A 23,717-nucleotide genomic window follows, 5' to 3' on the forward strand; every position below is an offset into this window, starting at 1 on the left:
CCAAATGTCGTTGCAGAGTGCTTGGACAGCACGCTTACTGAGCAGCGTTAACGGGAGCGAGAGAAAGGCTACAGAAACGCAAAAGGGCCGGCGGCTTTGTGCCTACCGACCCGTTAATTATGCGTTCCCGAAAGACGCGCGTCGCCGTTTCCTATCAGCGTGAGGCAAGTGCCTCAAACTCGACGCTGGCGAGTGCCAAACGCGCGGCATCGCGCGAGTCGAGCCAGCGGCCATTGGCGAGCTCAAGCTGATACTCTTCATCGGAATCGCGGGCTGCCTGATAATATGCCTCTGCCTGTTCGTAATTGCCCAACTGCGCATGGGCGCTGCCCAGATTAATCAGGATCGCAGGATCGCCCGGATTGGCCTCGAGCTCTGCTTCGAGACGCGTCACTGCCGCAGCGGCATCGCCTTCAATCAGCTGCTCGAAAGCGACTTCGCGCGTTTCATACTGCTGCTCGACCATTTCCGCAGTCACAGCCTGACCTGCCATCAGGGGTGCCAAAACCAGCGTTGCAAACATCTCTCTCTCCTTGAGTTCTGGCCACTTTATGGCCTGCGAAGAGATCGACTGCAACAAAACTGTCACATTGTCACAAATCTGAAATATTGGGCCGGGGAATGAGGTCCGGTGCTGGCTGTGTATAAATAAAACGTCTTCATTCCAGATAGATAGATGCGGCGTCCGGCGATTCTCCATAGCGTCACATAACCGCAAATAAAGTGTCACCTCGCGGGCCTAGATGCCTCTCTCAACGACAAGTCCAATTTTCACTTTCGGATTTTTGAGGGGTCCATAGCCGTGACACTACTTTCCCGTTCGCTCATCCTTGGCGTATCCGCTTTTGCCCTTTCGGCTTGCGGCGCTGACGACATTGCTTCGCCCGGTACCGGCGGCAACGTTATCATCAACAACCCGCCGGCAACGCCGACGCCGTCGCCGACCCCGACGTCAAGCGCGGTTACCCCGGCAGGCGGTTGCCCGACGATCGCCGATCCGCAGGGTCTCACCGATGAAGGCACGATTTCCGGCCCTGAAGGCGAGTGGCGCGTTTGCGCTCTTCCACAGCGCATCAATGTTTCGACCACCCTGCCGCGCTTCGACGGCCTGCTCTATCGCCTTCCCGGCGAAGTGAATGTCGGCACCGATGGTGGTCCGGCCCCTGACGCATCGGACGGTCTCTCGGACACCAATGTCGAACTCTCGATCGATCCGGGTGTGATCCTTTATGCCAGCGGCTCGGGCTTCCTGAACGTGACGCGTGGTAACACGATCAATGCTGTCGGCACCGAAGACCTGCCGATCATCTTCACCAGCCGTGACAACATTCTCGGCCAGAACAACGCCAACTCGTCCGGTCAGTGGGGCGGGGTGGTCCTTTCGGGCCGTGCTCCTGTCACCGATTGCCGTACGCCGGGCGCAACGCCGGGCACCGTCGATTGCGAACGTCAGGTTGAAGGCGCCGTCAATCCTGCACTCTTCGGCGGCGCGACCGAAGACGATAGCTCGGGTACCATGCGCTACGTCCAGATCCGCTTCTCCGGTTTCGTGCTTTCGGGCGATAGCGAGCTGCAGGCGCTGACCACCGGCGGTACCGGCTCCGGCACCGATCTCAGCTTCATCCAGTCGGTCAACTCTTCGGATGACGGCGTCGAATTCTTCGGCGGTCTCGTGAACATCAAGAACTTGATCGTCGCCGGCGCAGAAGACGACTCGATCGATACCGACACGGGCGTGAAAGCGAACATGCAGTTCGTGATCGCTGCGCAGCGCGATGGCATTGGTGACACAATCATCGAAGCCGACTCGAACAATGGCCTGGAAGACCAGACCCCGCGTCAGAACACTACGATCGCCAATGCGACTTTCATTCAGCGCAAGGACGATGATCAGGTTGTGCGCATCCGTGGCGGCACGGATTACGGCCTTTACAACACGCTGATCTGGGACGCTTCGGCGGCAGGCACGCCTTGCATCCGGATCGATCTCGACGAAACGGTTCGCGCCGCCAATGCAGGGCTCGACGATGTCGGCCCGCCGCGCTTCGAATCGGTTGCGCTTCAGTGTGGCACCGATTTCCGTGACGGCAGCGGTGGCATTTCTGCTGCACAGGCCGAAGGCATTTTCGACAGCGGCACCGGCAACGACAAGAGCTACACCAACACGCTGGTGAACGGTTACCTTAACGGCGCGAATGAAAATGGCTTCATGACCATTTTCGACGTGACCACGCTCGGCAGCTTCTTCGAAGCGACCAACTTCATCGGCGCGGTTTCCGATAGCGATGACTGGACCCAGGGCTGGACCTGCGATTCTTCGGCGGTGAGCTTCGGCAACAACACCGGCAATTGCATCGACATCCCGGTCTTCAACTGATCGAGCATGGGGAGCGGCGCGCAGGGTAAGGCGCGGCGCTCCCCTTTTGCTCACCGGCAATCCGGCTGCGGCCTGATGCGATATTTTGGATCGAAATGAGGGGTTCCCCGATGATCACCACTGGCAAGAAGCTGGCGGCCCTGCTTCTCCTGTCCACCGCGCTCACCATACCGGGCGCGGCTTTTGCGCAAGATACGCAGCTTCCGCCGCAGGATGTCGACCCGACGCCGCCGGAAGACCTGAGCACGCCGCAGGACGATGACCTGCAGGATGAGGACCTGCAGGACGAAGACGAGCAGGTCGACGAATCCGACATCTCGATCCCGGGCGGAGCGATCATCGTAACGGGCCGGATCAATCGCGATCCAACCCAGAGCTCCAGCCAGGTTGTCAGTGTCCTTTCGACCGAGCAGATTGCCCGTACGGGTGAAGGCGACATCGCAGGCGCGCTTGGCCGCGTGACCGGCCTCTCGGTCCAGGGTCAGGGTTTTGTGTATGTCCGCGGTCTGGGCGATCGCTACTCGCTCGCCCTGTTGAACGGCCTCCCGCTGCCTTCGCCCCAGCCTCTCAGCCGCGTTGTTCCGCTCGACATCTTTCCGACCAATGTGGTCGCATCCAGCCTGGTGCAGAAAACCTATTCGGCGAACTTCCCGGGCGAATTCGGTGGGGGTGTGATCAACCTCACCACGCGCGCCGTGCCTGATGAAAGCTTCCTCACGATTGGCGGCGGCATCAGCGGGAATAGCGAGACGACGTTCCAGCCGGGTCTTTCCTATTACGGTTCGGATTTCGACTGGTTCGGCTTCGATGACGGCACGCGCGATGTGCCGCCCGCGCTGCAAACCTATTTCGACAGCGGCCTGCAGCTGAGCGACATTCCGCTCGATGACAGCCAGAATTTTGACGGCGCGCCTGTCACGCAGACGGCAATCGGACAGCAGCTTGGCGATCCGAACCTCATCCTGCTGCAACGCATTGGCGATATTCCGGCCAATTGGTCTGCCAGCCTGACAGCGGGCACGGCGGTCGATGTGGGTTCCGACGGACAGCTCGGCGTGGTCTTTACAGGATCGATCAGCAATCAATGGCGCACACGCGACATTATCTCGCAGAGCATTCTGGCCGACTTCTCGCTGGACAATGACTTCCGCGATGTGGTGACGGATAACCGCATTCTTGCCAACGCCATGCTCGGCATCGGCCTTGAAATCGGCGATCATCGCTTCCGCTTCACCAACCTCTTCATTCGCGACTCGCTGAAGCAGGCGCGGCTTTCGGTCGGTGAAGATTTCCAGGACGATGACAGCATCCAGCAGACCCAGACGGCCTGGTTCGAGCGCCAGCTGATCGACAGCCAGCTCGTCGCTGAACTTGAATTCGGTGATCTCTCGCTGGATCTGCGCGGCGGCTATGCCCGTACCGATCGTGAAGCGCCTTACGAATACACATTCACCTATGTCCGGGACAATTCCTCGGGCGAATTCGGCGATCGTTTCATCAACGTGCTCGATCGCCAGACGGGTGACGCGGCAGTCGTGTTCTCTGACTTGCAGGAAGAATTGTGGTCCGGCGGTGCGGACGTCAGCTATCCGATTTTCGATAGCTTCGTGGTGACCGTAGGCGGTGCTTACACGGATACTCAGCGTTTCTCCGAACGCCGCGAGTTCCTGTTCAACGCTCCCACAAGCCTGCCCGACGGCGTCGGCGCGCTGCGGCCTGACTTGCTTCTCGGCAATGCCATTATCGAATTCTTCGACATCGGCCTCATCGAATCGACGCAGTCCGATCCGGCTTTCGATGCCGCGCTCGAAATTTGGGCGGGCTATGGCAAGATCAATTGGGAGCCGGTTCTCGGCCTCAGCATCGACGCTGGTGTCCGTTACGAAGATGCCGAGCAGAGCGTAAATCCGGCGCAGGTCTTCGACGTTGCACCTGTCTCTTCGGCCTCGACATTGCTCGAAAACAGCTATTGGTTGCCTGCCGCCACGGTCACTTGGGAGCCGATTGAAGATCTGCAGATCCGCGCCAACGCAAGCCGCACTATCGCGCGCCCGCAATTCCGCGAATTGATTTTCCAGACCTATTACGATCCGGAAACCAACCGCCAGTTCAACGGCAACCCGCTGCTCATCGATAGCGAGCTGACCAATTACGAAGTGCGCGTCGAATATTACATGGGCGGGCCGGATCGCGTTTCGGTTGCCGGTTTCTACAAGGATATCGAGAATCCGATCGAGGCATTCTCGAGCTTCTCCGACAACCAGCAGCTGACCAGCTTCGCCAACGCGCCGAGCGCCACGCTCTACGGTATCGAAGCCGATCTCGCCTATACGATCGACCTCCTCAATTGGGGCGGCTGGTTCGAGAGCAAGCAGATCGCGCTGTTTGCCAACTATACCTGGACCCAATCGGACATCGCGGTGGACGCTGCTGATGTGACGCAGCTGTTCCCAGGCGGCCCCGTGCCGGCGACGAACCTGTTCGTCGACGGCGTTCCGCTAACGGGACAATCCGATCACCTCGCAAACTTCCAGGTCAGCCTGGAAGACGTCGATCAATTGCAGCAATTCACCTTGCTGATGAATTATGGCAGCGAACGCGTGACCAGTCGCGGGACCGCCGGATTGCCGGACATCGTCGAAGATCCAGGCTTGAGAGTCGATTTCGTCTACCGCCAGGGTTTCGATCTTTTCGGAAGCGAAGCCGAGCTCAAGCTCGAAGCACGCAATATCTTCGGCCAGGACAATGAAGAGTTCCAGACCAACGGTGTCGATCGCGTGGAGATCAACAGCTTCGATATCGGCACAACATTTGGGGCATCGCTTTCGATCACTTTCTGATCGCCAACGTCCAAACGCGTTACAAAAAGACCCGCCGCGCTCCAAAAAGCGCGGCGGGTCTTTTTCTGGAATCACTGGATGACTAGCGATGCCAGTTCAGGGGCGATCGAAGACGTAACCCCTGCCGTGAACCGTGCGCAGCAAGTGTTCTGCGCCGACCTTTCGCAAACCAGCGCGCAGGCGCTTGATCCAAACATCGACCGTGCGCAGATATTCCGGATCGCCCTCTTTGCCGAGTGCATCGATCAGCTGCTGGCGCGAAAATATCCGCTCGGGATTTTCGGCGAGATAGCGCAGCACGCGAAACTCGTTTGGTCGCAATTCGATGCGCTCGCCATTCCAGCGTGCAAGCTCGCTATTTACGAAGATTTCCAGGTCGCCATGCACGATCTGGCGCTCTGTGGCCGATCGACCTGCGCCGTCGTCTAATGCGAGAACCCGGTCCAGCATGGCCTGCCGATCAAGCGGGGCCACGGCATAGTCATCGGCGCCTGCTTTCAACGCGCGGCGGCGATCCTCTGCATCGTCTTCATCGAGAACAAGCGTGATATGCGCATCTTTAGTGCGCTCATCAGCGCGAAGACGGCGCACCATTTCGAGGCCTGAAAGGTCGTCCATCACCCAATCCACAAAGGCCCATACAGAACCTTCGATCAGCAGTGTGGGCCCTTGCGGGGAGAGATGCGCAAAGATGAATTCGGTTTCGCCGTTGGCGAAAGACGAGAATTGCGCGGCGGCACTATCGGTGCTGAAAATCGTAACGCGGTCCATCGCTCTCGCCATCCTGAGATACGAGAGGTGTCGTGCCGTCTTTATTTGACTCGCTTATGACAATTTCCGCGCAAATCGCGGGGGTTGTGCGGAAATTATCTCAGGTCGCTGTTGCCGGGCAATATCGCGCCAGATACTCGCCATGCGAAGGCATGTGCTGAACGAGGAAGCGGATGGATTTCTCGATCTCGTCGAGTTCCTTCTTCGTCTCCGTCGGATCGAGCGTTGCCGCCATCGCGTTATGCCCCTGCATCGATATGCCTTGCCCCATCATCACCGCAGCCCAGCTGGTTTCAGTGAAAAGCTCGTCCTCCTCGCGGAAGATTTGGCCGTTCAGTTTGAACAATTCCATCTTCTCGGTGAGGCTGTCAGGCACACTCATCGTGCGGCAGTAGTTCCAGAATTCGGAATCGTCCCTGTCGGTGGCATGATAATGCAGGATCAGGAAATCGCGAATTTTCTCATATTCCTTATTGGTCAGCCGGTTGAAGGACCGGGCCTGCGTTTCGGTCACCTCGTCGAGCGATAGCAGCGCGATCAGCTTGTTAATGCCGGTGTTGATCAGGTGGATCGATGTCGATTCCAGCGGCTCCATGAAGCCTGCTGCAAGGCCAAGTGCGACGACATTCTTGTTCCAGAATTTCTTGCGCCGTCCCGTCACGAAGCGCAGGTGGTTGGGATCGGCTGTCGGCTTGCCGGCCATATGCTCGATCAGGATATCGGTCGCTTCATCGGCTTCCATAAAGGCATCGCAATAGACATGGCCATTACCATTTCGGTGCTGCAGCGGGACTTGCCACTGCCAGCCCGCCGAATGCGCTGTGGCGCGAGTAAAGGGCGGAGCAGGGCTGCCATCATCGCGATTGCAAGGTAGGGCGACCGCGCGGTTACACGGAAGCCAATGCGTCCATTCTTCGTATCCGGTCTCCAACGCCTGCTCGATTAAAAGCCCGCGGAAGCCCGAACAATCGACAAAGAAATCGCCTTTGATTTCCTGTCCGCTTTCCAGCGTGACCGATGAAACGAAGCCGCTCTCGCTGTCGAGTTGGACGTCGCTGATCTTACCTTCCTGCCGCACAACGCCGCGCTTTTCTGCGTATTTACGAAGGAAGGCGGCATAGGCCGTCGCATTGATATGGTAAGCGTAATTGATCGGCGGCAGATCGTCGCGCCGCATATCGTCGGTCCGCGCAAATTTGCCGAAATAGGCGGCCATGGTCTCGGCATTGAAAACCTGGATCGGGCGATTGTCGCCGGTCGATTGCTGATGATGCCAGATGTGGTGAAAGCTCAGACCACCCATTTCATAGCCATAATTGCCGAAGGGGTGGATATAGCTGTCGCCAAGCTTGCCCCAATTCACAAATTGGATGCCGAGCTTGAAAGAACCCTGCACGGCAGAAAGCATCTCCGCTTCATCGATTTCAAGCAGGCGCTGAAAATCGACAAATGGCGGGATCGTCGCTTCGCCAACACCGACGGTGCCGATCACTTCCGATTCGACCAAGGTGATCCCAAGCTCACGCCCTTCGCGCAGCCGTGAAAGCGCCGCCGCCGCCATCCAGCCGGCGGTGCCACCACCGACAATTACGATTTGATCAATAGCCATAATCGCCCCACTCCCTCGGGCAGTCAGTTCCGATATTTCGCGCAATCTATCCGTTCATGCCGCCAATCGGAAGGGTGGGCCTTTGGCGGTGGAGGCAGATAATTGCAAAAATGTTACACCAAGCATGGGTGAATGTGAACGTTCATATTTTTGTGTTGTGAACGCTCACATCGCTGGTATGTAAATGCTGATTCCTCGTGCGAGGATCAGTCAGGTGCCGACGACAGGCGGTGTGCAAAGCCTGCGTCGAAGGGGAGATTACAGTGCGCAAATCCATCATTTCACCCGCAGGACGGGTTCGTTCGCTTGCTACCGTTTCCAGCCTCGCGCTGGTCGCAGCAGTTCCGAATGTCGCGCTGGCGCAGGACGCGCCGGCTGACGAGGATCCTGAAGAAGAAGTCGCCGATGAGAATGTCATCATCGTCAGCGGCATCCGCGCCTCGCTTCAAAGTGCGCAGGATTTCAAGGAAGACGCCGATACGGTTGTCGATGTCATCACCGCTGAAGATATCGGCGCTCTGGCAGACCGCTCCGTTGCAGAAGCGCTGCAGCGCGTTCCGGGTGTCAACATCGACCGCTTTATCGGTAACGATGATCCGGACCGTTTCTCGGTCGAAGGTTCGGGAGTGATCATCCGTGGCCTTCCTTTCGTGCAGGCCAATCTGAATGGTCGTGACGTATTCTCGGCCAATGGCGGTCGCGGCCTCGATTTCAACAATGTTTCGCCTGAGCTTCTCGGCCGTGTCGAAGTGTTCAAGAACGTCACCGCAGATATGATCGATGGCGGCATTTCGGGCACCGTGAACCTCGTTACTCGCAAGCCGCTGGATAACCCTGGCCTGAACATCGCGGGCACTTTCGAGTATAATTACGGCGATCTCGCGCAGGAGTGGTCGCCCGGTTTCTCTGTTCTCGCTTCGAACACGTTCGACACCGGTATCGGGACTTTTGGTTTACAGCTTGGCTATGCACAGCAAGAGCTCATCACGCGTTCCGATGCTTCGCAGATTACTGACCCCTGCTATCGGAATGCCGATTTCAGCGGTGGTTGTATCCGCGTCGCTCCGGCGAGTTCGGCTGGTATCGGCGAACAGCAGTTCGACGAGACCAACTTCCCGCCTGAAGGCGCGGTCATCATTCCGAAGGGCGCGGGCGTTCGCACAAGCGACTTCGAGCGCGATCGCCGCGCCTATTCTGTTGTAGCGCAGTACGAAACAGCAGATCGCCGTATGCTGATTACGGCAGAATATCTGCGCGCCGAAACCGACGGGTCGCTGCGCGAATTCTCCGCACTCGCTCTTGTCAATGATGACGGGCTTTTCCCGGGTTTCCGCGATGGCACTACGCCGGTCTTCGACGGCAATGCATTCCAGAGCGGCATTCTGACGCAGAACAACCCGTTCGGTGGCATCAATGGCATTCCGACGGAACTGCTGCGCCTTGACCAGGAAGATGAAGATCTTGTCGAGGATTACTCGCTGCAGATCTTCATGGAACCGACGGATCGCCTGCGCTTCAATTTCGAAGGTCAGTACATCAACAATGCTCGTTCGCTCGATGGCTTCATCGCGGCGATGCAAACCTATTCCGACCTGTCGATCGACAATTCCGGCGAGACCCCGCAGGTTGTGTTCCTGTCGCCGGGCGATGCCACTTCGGATCCAAGCTATTTCACCGATCCGGCGCGCACCTTCTACTGGTTCGCTCTGGACAACCAGGCAGAAAACGACGGCGAAATGTACTCGCTGCGCGGTGATGTCGAATATGACATTTCCGACACGGGTTTCTTCCGCAGCGCGCGTTTTGGTGCTCGCTGGTCGGAACGTGATCGCACCACGCGGAACGCCAACTTCTCCAATTGGGGTAACCTCGGCGCGCCGTGGACGGGACGCGGCGGCAATTGGAACTGCGGCGATTTCCAGGCCTTCGGCTGCGGCGGCGCGTATGTTTTCGACTTCCCTGAAAGCGCCAATCTTTACACGCCATTCGAAGGTGACTTCCAGCGCGGCAATGCGCCAACACCTTTTGGAAACGGTACGGCCTTCTACTTCGGTGGAGACGATGTGCTGCAGCGCTACCTTGATGGCAGCCTGGAAGAGCAGACCGATGCCATCACGGCATTCACGCTGACGCCGAACGCATGGAACCCGATCTATTCGCGTTCAAATCTCGTGCCCGGTACGCCCTTCACTCCGGCTGAAATTTCCTCGATCGATGAAGAAACGCGTGCGGCCTATGCCCGCCTCGACTTCGGTCTCGATTTCGATAGCGGCGCGGAATTCTCCGGCAATGTCGGCGTTCGTTACGTCGAAACTACCGTAGGCGTACGTGGAGACATCGCTTTCCCGGGCGCCGATGCGCTTGGACTGCCGCTTGGAACGGTCGTGACGGTTGCTGGCCTGCGTGACGTCTGCGCGAACGCGCCGGCCGGCACGCCGGGTCTCGATTACTGTCTGCTGTCAGATGCGCGCCTTGCGGAATTCGCTCAGGCGTTCACTGGCGAGTCGCTGGCTGACGGATCGGATGTCGTTTATGACAACTGGCTGCCCGCGGCGAACCTGCGCTTCGACACCGGAACAGGCTTCGTGTTCCGCGGTGCCGTTTCGCGCGGCCTTTTCCGTCCAGATCTCGCGGCATTCCAGACTGGCGGAACGCTCGGAAACAACACTGGCGTGCTGCGGGAAGCTGGCACGCTTGAAAGTGGGCCGCTGTTTGCGATCCAGAGCGGCAACCGCTTCCTTCAGCCAACGAGATCGTGGAACTATGACCTTTCGGCAGAGTGGTATTTCGATGATGTGGGCTCGCTGACGGCCGCCTTCTTCATGAAGGATATCGAAGGGATTGTCAGTGGTGGCGCTGAAATCCGCAATTACACGACGCCAAGCGGCGCGACCGCAGAAGTACTTTATAGCGGACCGTTCAACCGCGAAGGCGGGACTCTGAAAGGGGTCGAGGTTGCCTATCAGCAGACCTATGACTTCCTTCCGGGTGCACTCGGAGGTCTGGGCTTCCAGGGCACCTACACATATGTCGATGCGGGATCGTTCAACAATACGAACCTCGCTGGCGCTAGCCCGATTGCCCCAAGCCTGCCGCTCGAGGGTGTTTCGGAACACACCGTCAACGCCGTGCTTTTCTACGAAATGTACGGTATCTCGGCTCGTGCGGCGTATAACTGGCGGTCCGACTTCCTGATTACGCCCCGCGATGTCATCTTCCCATTCTCGCCAATCTACGGTGAGAGCACAGGGCAGCTCGACGCGTCGATCTTCTATGAGCTCACCGACAACATCAAAATCGGTGTCCAAGGTGTGAACCTGCTCGATGAAGTCACTCAGACGAGCCAGGTGATCGATTTTGACGGGACGCGAATAACCCGCTCGGCATTCCGAAACGACCGCCGCTATACCTTCCTCGTCAGGTTCAACTTCTAAAGTCGGAGCCTCATCATTTGAGTGAGGGCAGATGGGCTCCGGCGCGGTAAGTGCGTCGGGGCCCATTCTTTTTCTGGAATAGGCGCAAGGATATGCGCTATCCAGATAACGGATGGGACGATGAGATCTTTGCGAAACTGCACTGGCAGTGCCACTTTGGCAGCTGCATGTATGACGCTCGCGAGTTGCGGCGGGGGCGGCGCTTCCGGCGCGCAAGCCAGCGTATCTGCTCCCGCGCCCTCGCCAAGCACGGCAGCGGCGCCGACTGGCGATTGGCAGCTTGTCTGGTCGGATGAATTCGATGGCCCGGCGCTCGATAGGTCCCGGTGGAATTTCATCGAGGATTGCTGGGGCGGCGGGAATAATGAGCAGCAATGCTACACCGCGCGCCCGCAAAATGTTTCGCAGGAAGGCGGAATGCTGATCCTTCGCGCGCATGAGGAAAGCTGGACGGGCGCCGCCTGGCCGCCGCACATCGCGCAATATCGATCTGATCCGGACGCGCAGAACACCAAGCCGTTCACATCGGGAAAAGTCACGACGCAAGGCAATGCCAGCTGGCGATACGGGCGCATCGAATTGCGTGCACGCCTGCCGCAAGGGCAGGGAGCGTGGCCGGCATTCTGGATGCTGCCTGAAGACGATGTTTACGGCTCATGGCCGCTTTCGGGCGAAATCGACATCATGGAAACGGTCAATCTCGGCGTCGAATGCGCGGAGTGCGAACTGGGTGGCGAAAACTCGGTGCTCGGCACGTTGCATTTCGGTGATCGCTTTCCTGACAACGTCTATGCCAATCGAGAGACGTCATTCCCCGGTGTGCTGGATGGCGAGTTCCACACATATGGCGTCGTCTGGGAAGAGGGCCGTTTCACCTGGACAATCGATGGAGAGCCTTTCGGCAGTATGGAAGCGAGCGAATGGTGGACCTCCGCCAGCAGCGTCGCCAACGCCCCGTTCGACCAGGAATTCCACCTGATCATCAATCTCGCCATCGGCGGTAATTGGCCCGAAAGCGCCAATCTGGGCGGCGTATCGACAGAAGGCTTTCCCAAGCAAGTGGAAGTCGACTGGGTCCGCGTATGGCAATGTGATGCAGACCCTGCCACCGGGCGTGGCTGCATGGAGGGAAATTGAGATGGCGCGCCGTCGTCAATCGGTCACGATCAAGCATGTTGCAGCCGATGCAGGTGTGTCGCTGCAAACGGTCAGCCGTGTAATCAACAATGAAGCCAATGTCCGCCCGGAAATGAAGGAGCGGGTGCAGGCCTCCATCGACAAGCTCGGCTATGTCCCATCCATCGCGGCCCAGCGGATGAGCGGATCGCGATCCTACATCATCCTCGCGCTCAATGACCGTGAGCGCACGATCGAAGCATGGAATGCTCGTGAAGGCAGTGACTGGGTCGATCAGATGCTGATGGGCGGCATGCTCAAATGTGCCGAGCACGGCTATCGCCTGCTGTTCGAGCTGGTCGATACGCATGATGATAATATCCAGCGCGAACTGAAAGCGACAATCGCCGCGATCCAGCCCGATGGCGTTATTCTGACGCCGCCGCACTCGGATAATCAGCTGATCACGGACCTGCTCGACAAGTTCAAGATCCCCTATGCACGCATCGGATCGCGCGCGAATGGCGGCAGTATTTCGCTCACCATGGCGGATAGCCGGATGGCGGCCACGGCAACGCGCTATCTGATCGATAAGGGTCACGAGCGGATTGCGATGATCGCCGGGCCTGAAGAATATGCGGTCAGCAATCGCCGCAAGATGGGCTGGAAAGACGCGATGCAGGAGGCAGGCCTGCCGACTGAAGGCCTGTGCGAACGCGGCGATTTCTCTTTCGCATCGGGAGAGCGCGCGGCGCGGTCGCTGCTGCAAAAATCATCCCGGCCAACGGCTATTATCGCCAGCAACGACCAGATGGCTATGGCGACAAACTCCGTCGCCCATTCGCTCGGGCTTCGTGTGCCGGGGGATGTTTCACTAATTAGTTTCGACAATTCGCCAGTGGTCCGTTTCATCCAGCCAGCTCTTACAGCCATCGACCAGCCGGTTGCTGAAACGGTTGGCCGCGCTGTCGAATTACTGATTGCAAAGCAGCGCGGCGAGGAATTGCCGGAAATGCCGGTGGTGATCGAAGGCAAGCTGATCGAGCGCGAATCCGTCGCCTCGCCCGCCAAGCTGCGCCTGCATGGCTGATCAGGATAGTGGACGTGCCGCAGTAAAGCGCCAGTCCACCCGCTTTCTCTTGCTTTATGCGCTGGCGGTGGCGGGCGGCGCGGTCGCCTATGTGCCTTTCCTTACCATCCTGCTGCCTGTTCGGGTCGAGAGCATGGCAGGAGGGGAAAGCGTCGGCTGGCTTGCCTATGCCGCTTTTGTCGGGGCAATTGCCGCGAGCGTGGCGAATATCGGGTTTGGCTGGCTATCGGATCTGACACGCGACCGTCGCTACTGGATACTGGGCGGTCTTGTGATCAGCAGCATTTTGCTGGTCGCCTTACGCTCTGCGGATGATCTGGCGACTTTGCTCGGCTTGCTCGTCTTATGGCAATTGGGGCTCAACATGATGCTGAGCCCGCTTGCGGCTTGGGCGGGCGATACCGTGCCCGATCAGCAGAAGGGCCTGCTGGGCGGCTTGCTCGCATTTGCGCCCGCCATGGGGGCTCTAAGCGGTGCGGTGCTTACAATTCCCGGCATGCTGAGCGCAGACATGCGCATGGTTGCGGTCGCTGCAATCGTGGCGACGTGCGTTTTGCCTGTGCTCTTGTTTGGAAGGCCGGTCGCCCTTCCGGACTTGCTCGCGGCCACGACCTCGCAGCGCAACCTGCACTCGGGCGACCGCCGCCGTCTGGTCGCGCGCATGTGGGTCGCACGCCTGCTGGTGCAGATCGCCGAGGCGGCGCTGTTCGCTTATCTCTATCTCTGGCTGCGATCGATAAATCCGGACATTGGAGATGATGATGCGGCGCAGATTTTCTTCGGCGTGCTTTTCCTGACAGTGCCGGTCAGCATGCTGGTCGGCCGCTGGATGGACCGCAATGACCGGCCGATCTTTCCTCTCGGCATTACCGCGGGGATAAGCGCGCTCGCACTCCTCGGTATGGCCGCCGCGCCCGATCTGGCACTGGCTTTGGCAGGTTACGCGGTGTTCGGTCTTGTCTCGCACGTCTTCCTGTCGCTGCACACCGCACAGACGCTGCGTGTGCTGCCGCGCCCGGAAAGCCGTGGGCGCGATCTCGGCATCTTCAATCTCACCAATACGGTGCCGTCACCGATCATGTCCGTGCTGACGATTATGCTGGTGCCGGTGTTCGGATTTGCAGGATTGTTTGGCTTGCTGGCAGGCCTTTCGGGTCTGGCGTGCGTTATCCTCCTGACAGCCAAGAGAGCGTCAAAAACGTGAAATGACTGCTTGCCTTGGTAGCCCTGCGGTGTAAAACCGGATCAATTGAGAACGTTCTCAATCGGGGAAACTGGAGAGAGGTTTACTATGCGGTCGGGATTGAATTTGCGGGCGAGTGTTGCCGGAACTGTCTTGGCATTGGCTCTTGCGGGCTGTGCTACGACACCTGTGGCAGAGCCGCAGGCAATCACCGAGACGGCGAGCCTTTACGGCGATGAGGATGCGTATATCGCCGATCTCGTCTCGCGCATGTCGCTTGAGCACAAGATCGGCCAGTTGATCCAGCCGCAGATCAATTCTTTCACCCCTGAAGACATGGAGCGCTATCGCTTCGGCAGCTATCTGAATGGCGGTAATGGCGGCCCTTATGGCGACGAATTCGCGCCTGCTTCCGAGTGGCTGCGCTATGCCGATGAAATGTACGCCGCATCGGTTCAGCCGCTGCCGAATGGCGAACCGGTAATCCCGACGATGTGGGGTACGGACGCAGTTCACGGCCACACCAATGTGGTTGGCGCGACGATCTTCCCGCACAATATCGCGCTTGGCGCTGCAGGCGATGCCGATCTGGTCCGCCGGATCGGTCAGGCGACTGCCGTCGAAATCGAAGTCACCGGCATCGACTGGAATTTCTCTCCCACCGTCGCTGTCGCGCGGGACGATCGGTGGGGCCGGACATATGAAAGCTATTCCGAGAACCCCGATCTCGTCGCCGAACTCGGCGCTGCACTGGTCGAGGGCTTGCAGGGCGCGCGCGGCGCGGATGATTACCTCGGCACCGGCCGGGTGATCGCGACCGCCAAGCACTTCTTCGGCGATGGCGGCACCGAACAGGGCGTCGACCAGGGCGATGTGAATGGCGATATCGATGAGCTTCTGGCTCTGCACGGCCGCCCCTATCCCGCGACAATCGATGCCGGTGTCGAGACGATCATGGCGAGCTTCAACTCGATCAATGGCCGCAAGATGCACGGCAATGAAGCGCTGCTGACGGATGTGCTGCGCGGCGAAATGGGTTTTGATGGCCTGGTGGTGGGTGACTGGAACGGTCACGGCCAGGTGCGCGGTTGCACGGTGACCAATTGTCCGCAATCGCTGCTTGCAGGGCTCGACATCTACATGGTGCCCGATGACTGGCGCGAACTGACGCAAAACCTGATCGCGCAGGTGAATGACGGCACCATTCCCATGGAGCGCGTCGATGAAGCGGTGACCCGCGTGCTGCGCGTCAAATACCGCGCCGGCCTGCTCGGGCCCGATGCTGTGCGCCCATCGGAACGCGGCGTTGCAGGACAGTATGAATTGCTCGCATCGCCTGAACACCGCGCACTGGCGCGCGAAGCCGTGGCGCGTTCGCAGGTAATCCTGCAAAATGACGGGATCCTGCCGCTTGTTGCTGGTTCCAATGTGCTTGTTGCAGGCTCTGCTGCCGACGACATCGGTCAGGCCTCCGGCGGCTGGACTCTGGAATGGCAGGGTGGCCTCGAAGGCGAAATGGGCGCGGACGCGGGTATCGCTGACCGCCTTTTCCCCAATGCCGAATCGATCTGGGAAGGCTTGGAAGAAGCGATCACCAGCAATGGCGGAACAGCAACGCTTTCCGAAGATGGCAGCTTTACGACGCGGCCCGATGTTGCCGTCGTCGTGTTCGGTGAGAAGCCTTACGCCGAATTCGCAGGCGACCAGCGCGATCTGGCCTTCCGCGACGAGGAAGGGCTCGAACTGCTGCGCTCGTTCGAAGAGCAGGGCATCCCGACCGTTGCCGTTTTCCTTTCCGGCCGTCCGCTGTGGATGAACCGCGAAATGAACGCCTCCAACGCCTTTGTCGCATCTTGGCTTCCGGGAAGCGAAGGCGGCGGTGTTGCAGATATTCTGACCGGTGCAGTGCAGGCGACGGGCCGCCTGTCCTTCAGCTGGCCGAATGACTGCATCGGGACGCCGCTCAACCAGGCGGAAGGCGCGCTGTTTGCTGTCGGCTACGGCCTTTCCACCGGTGAGACCGGCTCACGCGGAGAGCTTGGCGAAAGCTGCAGCCTGCTGGAAGTGGGCGCGGGTTCGGAAATCTTCGGATCGGGCCGCCTCGCTGACGGGGCGCTGGTCTATGTTTCCGGCAATGCGCTCGGCAATGATAATGAGATGCTGCCCAATTTCCGTGGCTCATCCGAAGCTGCCGGGATTAGCGTGCGCGGCTATGACCGCAATGCGCAGGAAGACTCGCGCGAAATCGAAATGTCCGCCGGATCGCGCCTCGCCATCCTGCAGGAAACGGACGGCGGCGGCGCATGGCGCCTGACCTATGAAGTCGATACGCGCCCGACTGCGCCCGTATCGCTGCTGATGGCAACGCCCGATGGGGAGCCGAGTGTCCTCGATGTCACGATGGAATTCCAGAATGCGCACGGGAAGGGCTTCCGCGAAATGATCCTGACCGAAGCCTGTTTCGGTGAAACGGGCAATATCCTGGGCTTCATGACCGAAGCCGATCTGACTTTGCGCATCGCGGAAATTCGCCGCGAAGATTTGCCAGAAGGCACCGAGTGCTCGTTCTGAACACTTGAATTTAGGGACTGGATTTAACGCGGGGCGCTTGTCACAAAGCGTCTCGTTTGTGGGGAGAAGATAATGGCTTTAGCGCCTGATGTGTCGAGCAGCACCGATCCAAAACCGGTGATCGACGATGATACACCGCCGGTGAATGCACCGGGTCTGAATTACTTCGTGATGGGCCTTTTCTTTATCTTCGGCGGGATCACCTCGCTGAACGATGTGCTTATCCCGAAGCTGCGCGAACTATTCACGCTCTCCTACACAGAGGCGATGCTGATCCAGTTCTGCTTCTTTGCAGCCTATCTGGTGATCGGCATTCCGGGGGCAAAATTGGTCAAGAAGATCGGCTATATGCGCGGGGCAGTCTTCGGGCTGTGCACGATGATTATCGGCTGCCTGCTCTTTATCCCGGCGAGCCAGACGGCGACCTACGCCATCTTCCTTGGCGCCCTGTTCATCCTAGCGAGCGGGGTGGTCATTGTGCAGGTGGTGGCGAACCCGCTCATCAGCTTGCTCGGGCCGCCATCGACGACGCATAGCCGTTTGACCTTCGCGCAGGCGTTTAATTCGCTTGGCACGACAGTTTTCCCGATTGTCGGTGCGGCAGTCATACTTGGCAGCCTCGCAGATGTATCGGCGGATGAGTTGGAAGGCGCGGCGTTGCAGGCCTACCGCGCAGCTGAAAGTGAAGCGATTTGGCAAGGCTACCTTGGCGTTGCCGCATTGATTGCGCTGGTCGCTGTCGCCGTTTGGCTCTTCCGCAATCGGTTGCCGCATGATGCAAAGACGATGGGCGAGGGCGATCTTGTCTCGAACAGTCGTTATCTCATCGGTCTCGCGCTGGTGGCCCTTGGTGCGTTTCTGTCGCTGCAGGTCAATGCATGGCTTGGTGTCCTCGCCATTCTCGCCGCACCCGCACTGTGGCTTTACGACAATGATCTGCTGAAGCGTGCACGTTTCAGCTTCGGCGCATTGTGCATCTTTCTGTACGTCGGTGCAGAAGTCGCGATCGGTTCTATCGTCATCAATTACCTGTCGACCGAACGCGTGTTGGGTGAACCGGAAAGCGTCATCGGCTGGATGATCGGCCTCTACTGGGGCGGCGCGATGGTCGGCCGCTTCATCGGATCATGGGCGTTGCGCGTCTTCAGCCCGGGCAAGATCCTTGCCTTCAACGCCATCGGTGCGATCACGCTGATCGTGATTTCGGCCAACACCGCCGGTGAAATCGCTGCCTATACGCTGCTGGCAGTCGGCCTGATGAACTCGATCATGTTCCCGACGATCTTCTCGCTGGCTTGTGAGAAGCTGGGCCCGCGTGCAGCCGACGGATCGGGCATTATCAATGTCGCCATCTTCGGCGGCGCAGTCGTGCCGCTGCTTTACGGTGTCGTGGCTGATGCAACGGGCGGCAATCTCGCCCTCGCCATGGTGATCCCGGTAGTCTGCTACGCAATTATCGCCAGCTTCGGCATCTTTGCCCGGCGGCCTGCCGCGGCCTAAGTAGGCGCGAAGCTGACGATAAAAAAAGGGCGGCGATCATCCAGACCGCCGCCCCTTTTCGTTTTAGCTGCTGACTAGCTCTAGCGGCGCGCGACCCGCTCGCCGGTCACGGAGCCCATGTTCATCAGCACCTGCTGGTGCGGCATGCCATCGCCGCCGCGATCGACGATGATGTGCTGCCAGCCGGGTGTCTGCGTATCGCGGAAATCTTCGGCATCGGTCGCGAGCGGTTCTTCCAGCACCATGGTGTAGAATTCGCGGCGCATATATTCGGACAGCTCGCCGGCTTCGACAGCGCGGTCTCCGTTGAGATCGGCCCCGCCTTCCAGCGCAGCGCGGAAGATGTGGCTGATATAGCCGCCTGCCTTCTCGCCCGTGGCGACAAGGCTCAGCACATCTTCGTCAGAGCTGAAAATGCCCATGCGATTGTTGCGCTGACGCACGACATTGTCGAACCCGCCAGCAAAGCAGGCATCGATAACTAGCAGCGTGCGGGCATCGATATTCTCGAACATCTCGGCCAGTTCGTAATCGAACAAGGCGGTATCGAAGAGTTCGATCGTCTCTGCGCTGCCGTCGCGCTCGGTTGTCATGTTCTCGACTTTCTCGCCGTGGCCGGAGAAGAAAACGAGCAGCAAGTCGTCATCGCCCATCGCGGCATTCAGACTGCTGAGCGCCTCGGCAAAATTTTCGCGGGTCGCCTGGGCGTTGACCAGAGTGACGCTTTCCGGAGCAAGCATGCCTGCATCGCGCAGGGCAGCGGTGACCCGGGTCGCGTCTTCATCGGTGCGGTTAAGCGGGCTGATCCGCTCATAATCGGCCACACCAACGCTCAGAGCGAACACACGCGCATTTCCCGAAGCCGGGCGCACAGTGCGCACGCTGGTGTCTGCAGGGCGGATCGTCAGAGAGTATTCGCCCGTTTCGCCCGGGGAGAAGCTGCTCGCCGCGACGTGATAGGTTCCATCGGTCGGAAGAGTGATGGACAAGCGGCTGTCGAAGCTTTCCGACGCATTGTAATCGTCATTGCTCTCCTGACGGCCATCGGGAAGGTAAACCGAAAGCACTGTATCGACTTCGGGAGCGCCCAGGTCGAAAGTCACGCTCTCTCCAGCACGGCCGGTGAAGGCATAGTAATCGACATATTGCCCTGTCAGCGAGGTCTGGTCGTTTTGCCTTAGAGTGCCGGTAATAGTCTGGCCCATGGCGATGGCCGCAGCGCCGCCGGGGGCGGGATTGGCCGGATCCATCGCGGCAAGGCGGAACGGTCCGCTGCCCTGATTGCCGTAAGCTCCGACCACGAGACGATAGGTGCCATCGGCGGGCAGGACCGTCTCGATCTCACTGTTGAGCGTACCGCCGCTCGGCGCGTCGTCATTCTCTTCGCTGAACCCGCCGGGGCCGGTCATGCGAAGCACGGTGTCGAACTGCGAGGAACTTAGCGCGATGCGCACGCGCTGTCCTGCGCGGCCTTCCAGCGTGTAAGTCGCGGTACCGCGATCCAGATTGCCGGAGACGCCTTCGCCTAGTGCGATCGCACCGCCTGAACTGCGCATGGCTCGGTTGCTGGAATCGGGTTTGCGGTCCTGCTTGGATGCGCTCAGCCCTGTATCAGCTGTCGGTGAAAATGTCTGCGCGGCGGCCGGTGCCAGCATCAGCACAGCCGCCATGGCCGCAGCGGAAAGATAGCCTGCTTTCGTCATAAATTGCCCCCCAATTGATAGCGTTTCCGTTCATCAATAGCTACATAATGATGAACGGAAACCGAATGGCTTTTGGTTGAAGTGTGTTTAGCCCTCGTCTCGCATCCAGGACAGGATCGGCTTGCGTGCTGCCTGAGCCTCATCGAGACGCGCGCGCGGTGCGTGATGCGGCGCCGATTTCAGCGCCTCATCGCCGGCCTTTACGCGCTCACCCAGTGACTTCATCGCCATGATGAATTGGTCAATGCCCGCTTTGCTCTCTGTCTCGGTGGGTTCGATCAGCATCGCGCCATGCACCACCAGCGGGAAGTACATAGTCATTGGGTGAAAGCCTTCGTCGATCAGGCCCTTGGCAAGATCGAGTGTGCTGAACCCTTCCGCAAAGCCTTCATCGCTGAACAGCGCTTCGTGCATGCACGGTCCGCTTGCCGCGAACGGCGCATCGAAATCACCTTCGAGCTGGCGCAGGATGTAGTTGGCGTTGAGCACTGCATCGCCTGCAGCCGTTCGCAATCCATCCGCCCCGTGGCTGAGGATATAGGTCAGCGCGCGGCTAAACATGCCCATCTGCCCGTGGAACGCGGTCATCCGGCCAAAGGCGCTGGTGTGGTCGTACTCGTCGGCGTTCTCTTCCTCGACCAGGTGGATGTAGCCATCGTCGGTCCGTGCTGTGAACGGTAGCGGGCCGAAGGGCGAGAGCGCCTCGGACAGCACGACCGGGCCCGAGCCCGGTCCGCCGCCGCCATGCGGGGTGGAGAAGGTCTTGTGGAGGTTGATGTGCATCGCATCCACGCCAAGGTCACCCGGCTTCACACGCCCCATGATCGCGTTGAAATTGGCGCCATCGCAATAGACGAAACCACCTGCTTCATGCACCGCGTCCGAGATCGCCTTCATGTCGCGTTCGAACAGGCCGCATGTGTTTGGATTGGTGATCATCACCGCCGCCACATCGGGGCCAAGCCGCTCCTTCAGAGCTTCAAGATCGACGCGGCCATCTTTGTTGGCGGGAATATCCTCGGTCGCATAGCCTGCAAAGGCCGCAGTCGCCGGGTTCGTGCCATGCGCGCTTTCAGGAACCAGCACGACTTTGCGCGCATCGCCGCGCGCTTCCAGAGCGGCGCGGATACAAAGGATGCCGCAGAGCTCACCATGTGCGCCTGCCTTTGGGCTCATGGCAACGCTATGCATGCCGGTGAGTTCGATCAGCCAATGCGCAAGCTCGTTCATTGCGCCGAGCGCGCCTTGCACCGTATCGGTCGGCTGCATGGGATGCACATCGGCGAAGCCAGGCATGCGCGCGACCTTCTCGTTGAGGCGCGGATTGTGCTTCATGGTGCAGCTGCCTAGCGGGAAGAAGCCAAGGTCGATCCCGTAATTCTGGCGGCTGAGGCGCGTGTAGTGGCGTACCGTCTCCGGCTCGGACAGGCCGGGAAGGCCGGTGCCTTGCTTTCGCCCGAAATCGCCAAGGCGGCTCGGCAGATCGGTCGGTGTTTCGGGCAGGTCCACACCGCAAGTATCGGTGCCGCCGATTTCGAAGATCAGCGCCTCTTCCAGCATCAGTGCCTTGTTGCCGGTGACGGTGGGGTGCTCGCTGCCATCGGATGCGACAGGCGTTCCGGGCTTCCACCCGCTCTGGTTGATCGGCTTGTTCATGACAGCTTCTCCTCAAGCGCAGAGGCAAGGGTTTCGATATCCTCCACCGTGGTCGTCTCGGTCACCGCGACGATCAGGCCGTTGCAATCGTCATTCGGGAACAGGCGGCCCAGCGAGACACCTGCAAGAATGTTCTGTTCGGCCAGATCGCGCACCAACTGGCGCGCATCGGCATCGAAGATCAGTGTGAATTCGTTGAAGAAATGATCGTTCAGCACGGTGACGCCCGGCACCTTGGCAAGGCGATCGGCTGCGATGCAGGCAAGGCGGTGGTTCTCAGCCGCGAGGCCCTTCAATCCCTTGTCGCCCAACAGGGTCATATGGATCGAGAAAGCGAGGGCGCACAGGCCGCTGTTGGTGCAGATGTTCGACGTGGCTTTCTCGCGGCGGATATGCTGCTCGCGTGTTGAAAGCGTCAGCACGAAGCCGCGCTTGCCATCGGCATCCACAGTCTCGCCGCAAAGGCGACCCGGCATCTGCCGCACCATCTTGGGATCGCTGATTGCGAACAGGCCGAGATAGGGCCCGCCAAACTGCAGGCCGACACCCAGAGCCTGACCTTCACCAACCACGATATCTGCGCCGAGATTACCCGGAGCTTCCAGCGCGCCCAGAGCCACCGGCTCGGTATTCACGACGATCAGCTTGGCGCCCACTGCATGGGCGGCATCGGCGATTTTCTGCAGGTCCGGAATGCGGCCAAGAATATCGGGATATTGCACCACGACGCTTGCGGTGTTCTCGTCGATCCGCGCGATCAGCCCGTCATCATCGGGCCGCGCGGTGAGTTTGACGTTCGCGCCGGCTATCTCGTCTTCGGTGAACTTGGCCATCGTGCGCACGACTTCGGCGTAATGCGGGTGCAGCGCGCCGGAGAGGACATGGCGCTTCTTGCGCGTGACGCGCGCCGCCATCGCGACCGCTTCCCAACATGCCGTCGAGCCATCGTACAAAGAGGCATTGGCAATTTCGCAACCATACAGCTTTGCGACCTGCGTCTGAAACTCGAACAGCATCTGCAGCGTGCCCTGCGCGATTTCCGGCTGGTAGGGCGTATAGGCGGTGAGGAATTCGCCGCGCTGGATCAGGTGATCGACCGTGGCGGGCACATGGTGCTTATACGCGCCGGCCCCCAGGAAAAACGCTGCATCGGCCGCCGCAAGGTTCTGCTTCGACAGCTTCCGCATGTGCTTTTCAACCGCCATCTCGGTCGCATGCAGCGGCAGGCCTTCGATGGGGCCATTGAGATAAAGATCGGAGGGCACATCGGTAAACAAGGCATCGACGCTCGAAGCGCCGATGGCATCGAGGATCGCAGTGCGATCAGTTTCGGTCAGGGGGAGGTAGCGCATAGTTTTTATCCAATGCCCCTGCCGCAGGCGGGAGGGGAGCGAGACTTGCCGAGCGAAGCGAGCTAGTCGCAGCGGGGTGGGCCCGTACGGGCCCATGCCCACCCCCGGCCCCTCCCGCAGGCGGGAGGGGGGTTGAAAAATCACAATTCGTCGCAGAACGCCTTGTAGGCTTTGGCGTCCATCAGGCCTTCGAGCTCGCCCTTGTCGGCAATGGTCAGCTTGAAGAACCAGCCTTCGGCTTCGGGTGCGGTGTTGACGAGTTCGGGTTCGTCTTCGAGAGCAGAATTGCCTTCGAGCACTGTGCCCGCGATCGGAGCATAGACATCGCTCGCGGCTTTCACGCTTTCGACCACTGCAGCTTCAGCACCCTTGGTGAATTCCGCGCCAGTGTCCGGTACCTCGACGAAGACGACGTCGCCCAATTGTTCCTGCGCAAAATCGGTGATGCCGATGATTGCGGTCTCACCGTCGACTTCGATCCACTCATGCTCTTCGGTAAAGTAACGTGCCATGCT

Annotated in this window: 15 protein-coding genes; 8 read left to right on the top strand and 7 right to left on the bottom strand. The window is 59.5% G+C overall.

Annotated elements, in window-relative coordinates:
* Positions 1 to 154 precede the first annotated feature (154 nt).
* Complete coding sequence (locus I5L03_RS04095) at positions 155 to 493, bottom strand: tetratricopeptide repeat protein (RefSeq protein ID WP_197920422.1); 339 nt, start codon at positions 491 to 493, stop codon at positions 155 to 157.
* A 309-nt stretch (positions 494 to 802) separates the two neighbouring features.
* Between I5L03_RS04095 and I5L03_RS04100 the strand changes: the two genes are divergently transcribed.
* Complete coding sequence (locus tag I5L03_RS04100) at positions 803 to 2,377, top strand: hypothetical protein (protein WP_197920423.1); 1,575 nt, start codon at positions 803 to 805, stop codon at positions 2,375 to 2,377.
* 110 nt (positions 2,378 to 2,487) lie between these two features.
* Positions 2,488 to 5,217 carry a TonB-dependent receptor domain-containing protein gene (locus I5L03_RS04105; protein WP_199803178.1) on the top strand — a complete coding sequence of 910 codons (2,730 nt, stop codon included), beginning with the start codon at positions 2,488 to 2,490 and terminating at the stop codon, positions 5,215 to 5,217.
* Between the two features lie 96 nt (positions 5,218 to 5,313).
* On the opposite strand, the gene I5L03_RS04110 is transcribed toward I5L03_RS04105, so the two are convergent.
* Both I5L03_RS04110 and I5L03_RS04115 read right to left on the bottom strand, forming a co-directional pair.
* The gene (locus I5L03_RS04110; RefSeq protein ID WP_197920424.1) at positions 5,314 to 5,988 is read right to left on the bottom strand and encodes a response regulator transcription factor; all 675 of its coding nucleotides are present in this window, start codon (positions 5,986 to 5,988) and stop codon (positions 5,314 to 5,316) included.
* Between the two features lie 100 nt (positions 5,989 to 6,088).
* Positions 6,089 to 7,597, bottom strand: coding sequence for a tryptophan halogenase family protein (locus I5L03_RS04115; protein ID WP_197920425.1), 1,509 nt, complete (start codon positions 7,595 to 7,597; stop codon positions 6,089 to 6,091).
* A gap of 263 nt (positions 7,598 to 7,860) precedes the next feature.
* On the opposite strand from I5L03_RS04115, the gene I5L03_RS04120 reads away from it, so the two are divergent.
* The 6 genes from I5L03_RS04120 to I5L03_RS04145 all read left to right on the top strand — a co-directional run bounded on the left by I5L03_RS04120 (position 7,861) and on the right by I5L03_RS04145 (position 18,491).
* Positions 7,861 to 11,031, top strand: a complete 3,171-nt coding sequence (locus I5L03_RS04120) for a TonB-dependent receptor (RefSeq protein WP_197920426.1) — start codon at positions 7,861 to 7,863, stop codon at positions 11,029 to 11,031.
* Positions 11,032 to 11,202: 171 nt separating this feature from the next.
* Positions 11,203 to 12,168 carry a glycoside hydrolase family 16 protein gene (locus tag I5L03_RS04125; protein WP_197920427.1) on the top strand — a complete coding sequence of 322 codons (966 nt, stop codon included), beginning with the start codon at positions 11,203 to 11,205 and terminating at the stop codon, positions 12,166 to 12,168.
* A gap of 1 nt (position 12,169) precedes the next feature.
* Complete coding sequence (locus I5L03_RS04130) at positions 12,170 to 13,237, top strand: LacI family DNA-binding transcriptional regulator (RefSeq protein WP_197920428.1); 1,068 nt, start codon at positions 12,170 to 12,172, stop codon at positions 13,235 to 13,237.
* On the top strand, positions 13,230 to 14,441 hold the full coding sequence (locus I5L03_RS04135; protein WP_197920429.1) for an MFS transporter: 1,212 nt from the start codon (positions 13,230 to 13,232) through the stop codon (positions 14,439 to 14,441). Before I5L03_RS04130 ends, I5L03_RS04135 begins: the two co-directional genes overlap by 8 nt.
* Before the next feature lie 168 nt (positions 14,442 to 14,609).
* Positions 14,610 to 16,991, top strand: a complete 2,382-nt coding sequence (locus tag I5L03_RS04140) for a glycoside hydrolase family 3 protein (RefSeq protein ID WP_325100075.1) — start codon at positions 14,610 to 14,612, stop codon at positions 16,989 to 16,991.
* A 72-nt stretch (positions 16,992 to 17,063) separates the two neighbouring features.
* Entirely contained in the window at positions 17,064 to 18,491 is a 1,428-nt protein-coding gene (locus I5L03_RS04145; protein ID WP_197920431.1) for a sugar MFS transporter, read from the top strand.
* A gap of 80 nt (positions 18,492 to 18,571) precedes the next feature.
* Here I5L03_RS04145 and I5L03_RS04150 read toward each other — a convergent pair whose 3' ends face one another.
* From I5L03_RS04150 to gcvH, 4 genes are all read right to left on the bottom strand, one after another.
* Positions 18,572 to 20,194: a pre-peptidase C-terminal domain-containing protein gene (locus tag I5L03_RS04150; protein ID WP_197920432.1), complete on the bottom strand. Its 1,623-nt coding sequence runs from the start codon at positions 20,192 to 20,194 to the stop codon at positions 18,572 to 18,574.
* 87 nt (positions 20,195 to 20,281) lie between these two features.
* Complete coding sequence (gene gcvPB / locus I5L03_RS04155; RefSeq protein ID WP_197920433.1) at positions 20,282 to 21,850, bottom strand: aminomethyl-transferring glycine dehydrogenase subunit GcvPB; 1,569 nt, start codon at positions 21,848 to 21,850, stop codon at positions 20,282 to 20,284.
* The gene (gene gcvPA, locus I5L03_RS04160; RefSeq protein ID WP_197920434.1) at positions 21,847 to 23,202 is read right to left on the bottom strand and encodes an aminomethyl-transferring glycine dehydrogenase subunit GcvPA; all 1,356 of its coding nucleotides are present in this window, start codon (positions 23,200 to 23,202) and stop codon (positions 21,847 to 21,849) included. The genes gcvPB and gcvPA overlap by 4 nt, the downstream gene beginning before the upstream one ends.
* Positions 23,203 to 23,342: 140 nt before the next feature.
* Complete coding sequence (gcvH, locus tag I5L03_RS04165; RefSeq protein WP_197920435.1) at positions 23,343 to 23,714, bottom strand: glycine cleavage system protein GcvH; 372 nt, start codon at positions 23,712 to 23,714, stop codon at positions 23,343 to 23,345.
* Between the last annotated feature and the right edge of the window lie 3 nt (positions 23,715 to 23,717).

The organism is Aurantiacibacter sediminis (assembly GCF_016019885.1).
Taxonomy (GTDB): Bacteria; Pseudomonadota; Alphaproteobacteria; order Sphingomonadales; family Sphingomonadaceae; genus Alteraurantiacibacter; species Alteraurantiacibacter sediminis.

Bases quoted from the DNA above. Each gene is read 5' to 3' on its own strand.
- I5L03_RS04130 (WP_197920428.1), top strand. From the start codon at position 12,170: ATGGCGCGCCGTCGTCAATCGGTCACGATCAAGCATGTTGCAGCCGAT.
- I5L03_RS04110 (WP_197920424.1), bottom strand. From the start codon at position 5,988: ATGGACCGCGTTACGATTTTCAGCACCGATAGTGCCGCCGCGCAATTC.
- I5L03_RS04150 (WP_197920432.1), bottom strand. From the start codon at position 20,194: ATGACGAAAGCAGGCTATCTTTCCGCTGCGGCCATGGCGGCTGTGCTG.
- I5L03_RS04145 (WP_197920431.1), top strand. From the start codon at position 17,064: ATGGCTTTAGCGCCTGATGTGTCGAGCAGCACCGATCCAAAACCGGTG.
- I5L03_RS04125 (WP_197920427.1), top strand. From the start codon at position 11,203: ATGACGCTCGCGAGTTGCGGCGGGGGCGGCGCTTCCGGCGCGCAAGCC.
- gcvPA (WP_197920434.1), bottom strand. From the start codon at position 23,202: ATGCGCTACCTCCCCCTGACCGAAACTGATCGCACTGCGATCCTCGAT.
- gcvH (WP_197920435.1), bottom strand. From the start codon at position 23,714: ATGGCACGTTACTTTACCGAAGAGCATGAGTGGATCGAAGTCGACGGT.
- I5L03_RS04135 (WP_197920429.1), top strand. From the start codon at position 13,230: ATGGCTGATCAGGATAGTGGACGTGCCGCAGTAAAGCGCCAGTCCACC.
- I5L03_RS04095 (WP_197920422.1), bottom strand. From the start codon at position 493: ATGGCAGGTCAGGCTGTGACTGCGGAAATGGTCGAGCAGCAGTATGAA.
- gcvPB (WP_197920433.1), bottom strand. From the start codon at position 21,850: ATGAACAAGCCGATCAACCAGAGCGGGTGGAAGCCCGGAACGCCTGTC.
- I5L03_RS04105 (WP_199803178.1), top strand. From the start codon at position 2,488: ATGATCACCACTGGCAAGAAGCTGGCGGCCCTGCTTCTCCTGTCCACC.
- I5L03_RS04115 (WP_197920425.1), bottom strand. From the start codon at position 7,597: ATGGCTATTGATCAAATCGTAATTGTCGGTGGTGGCACCGCCGGCTGG.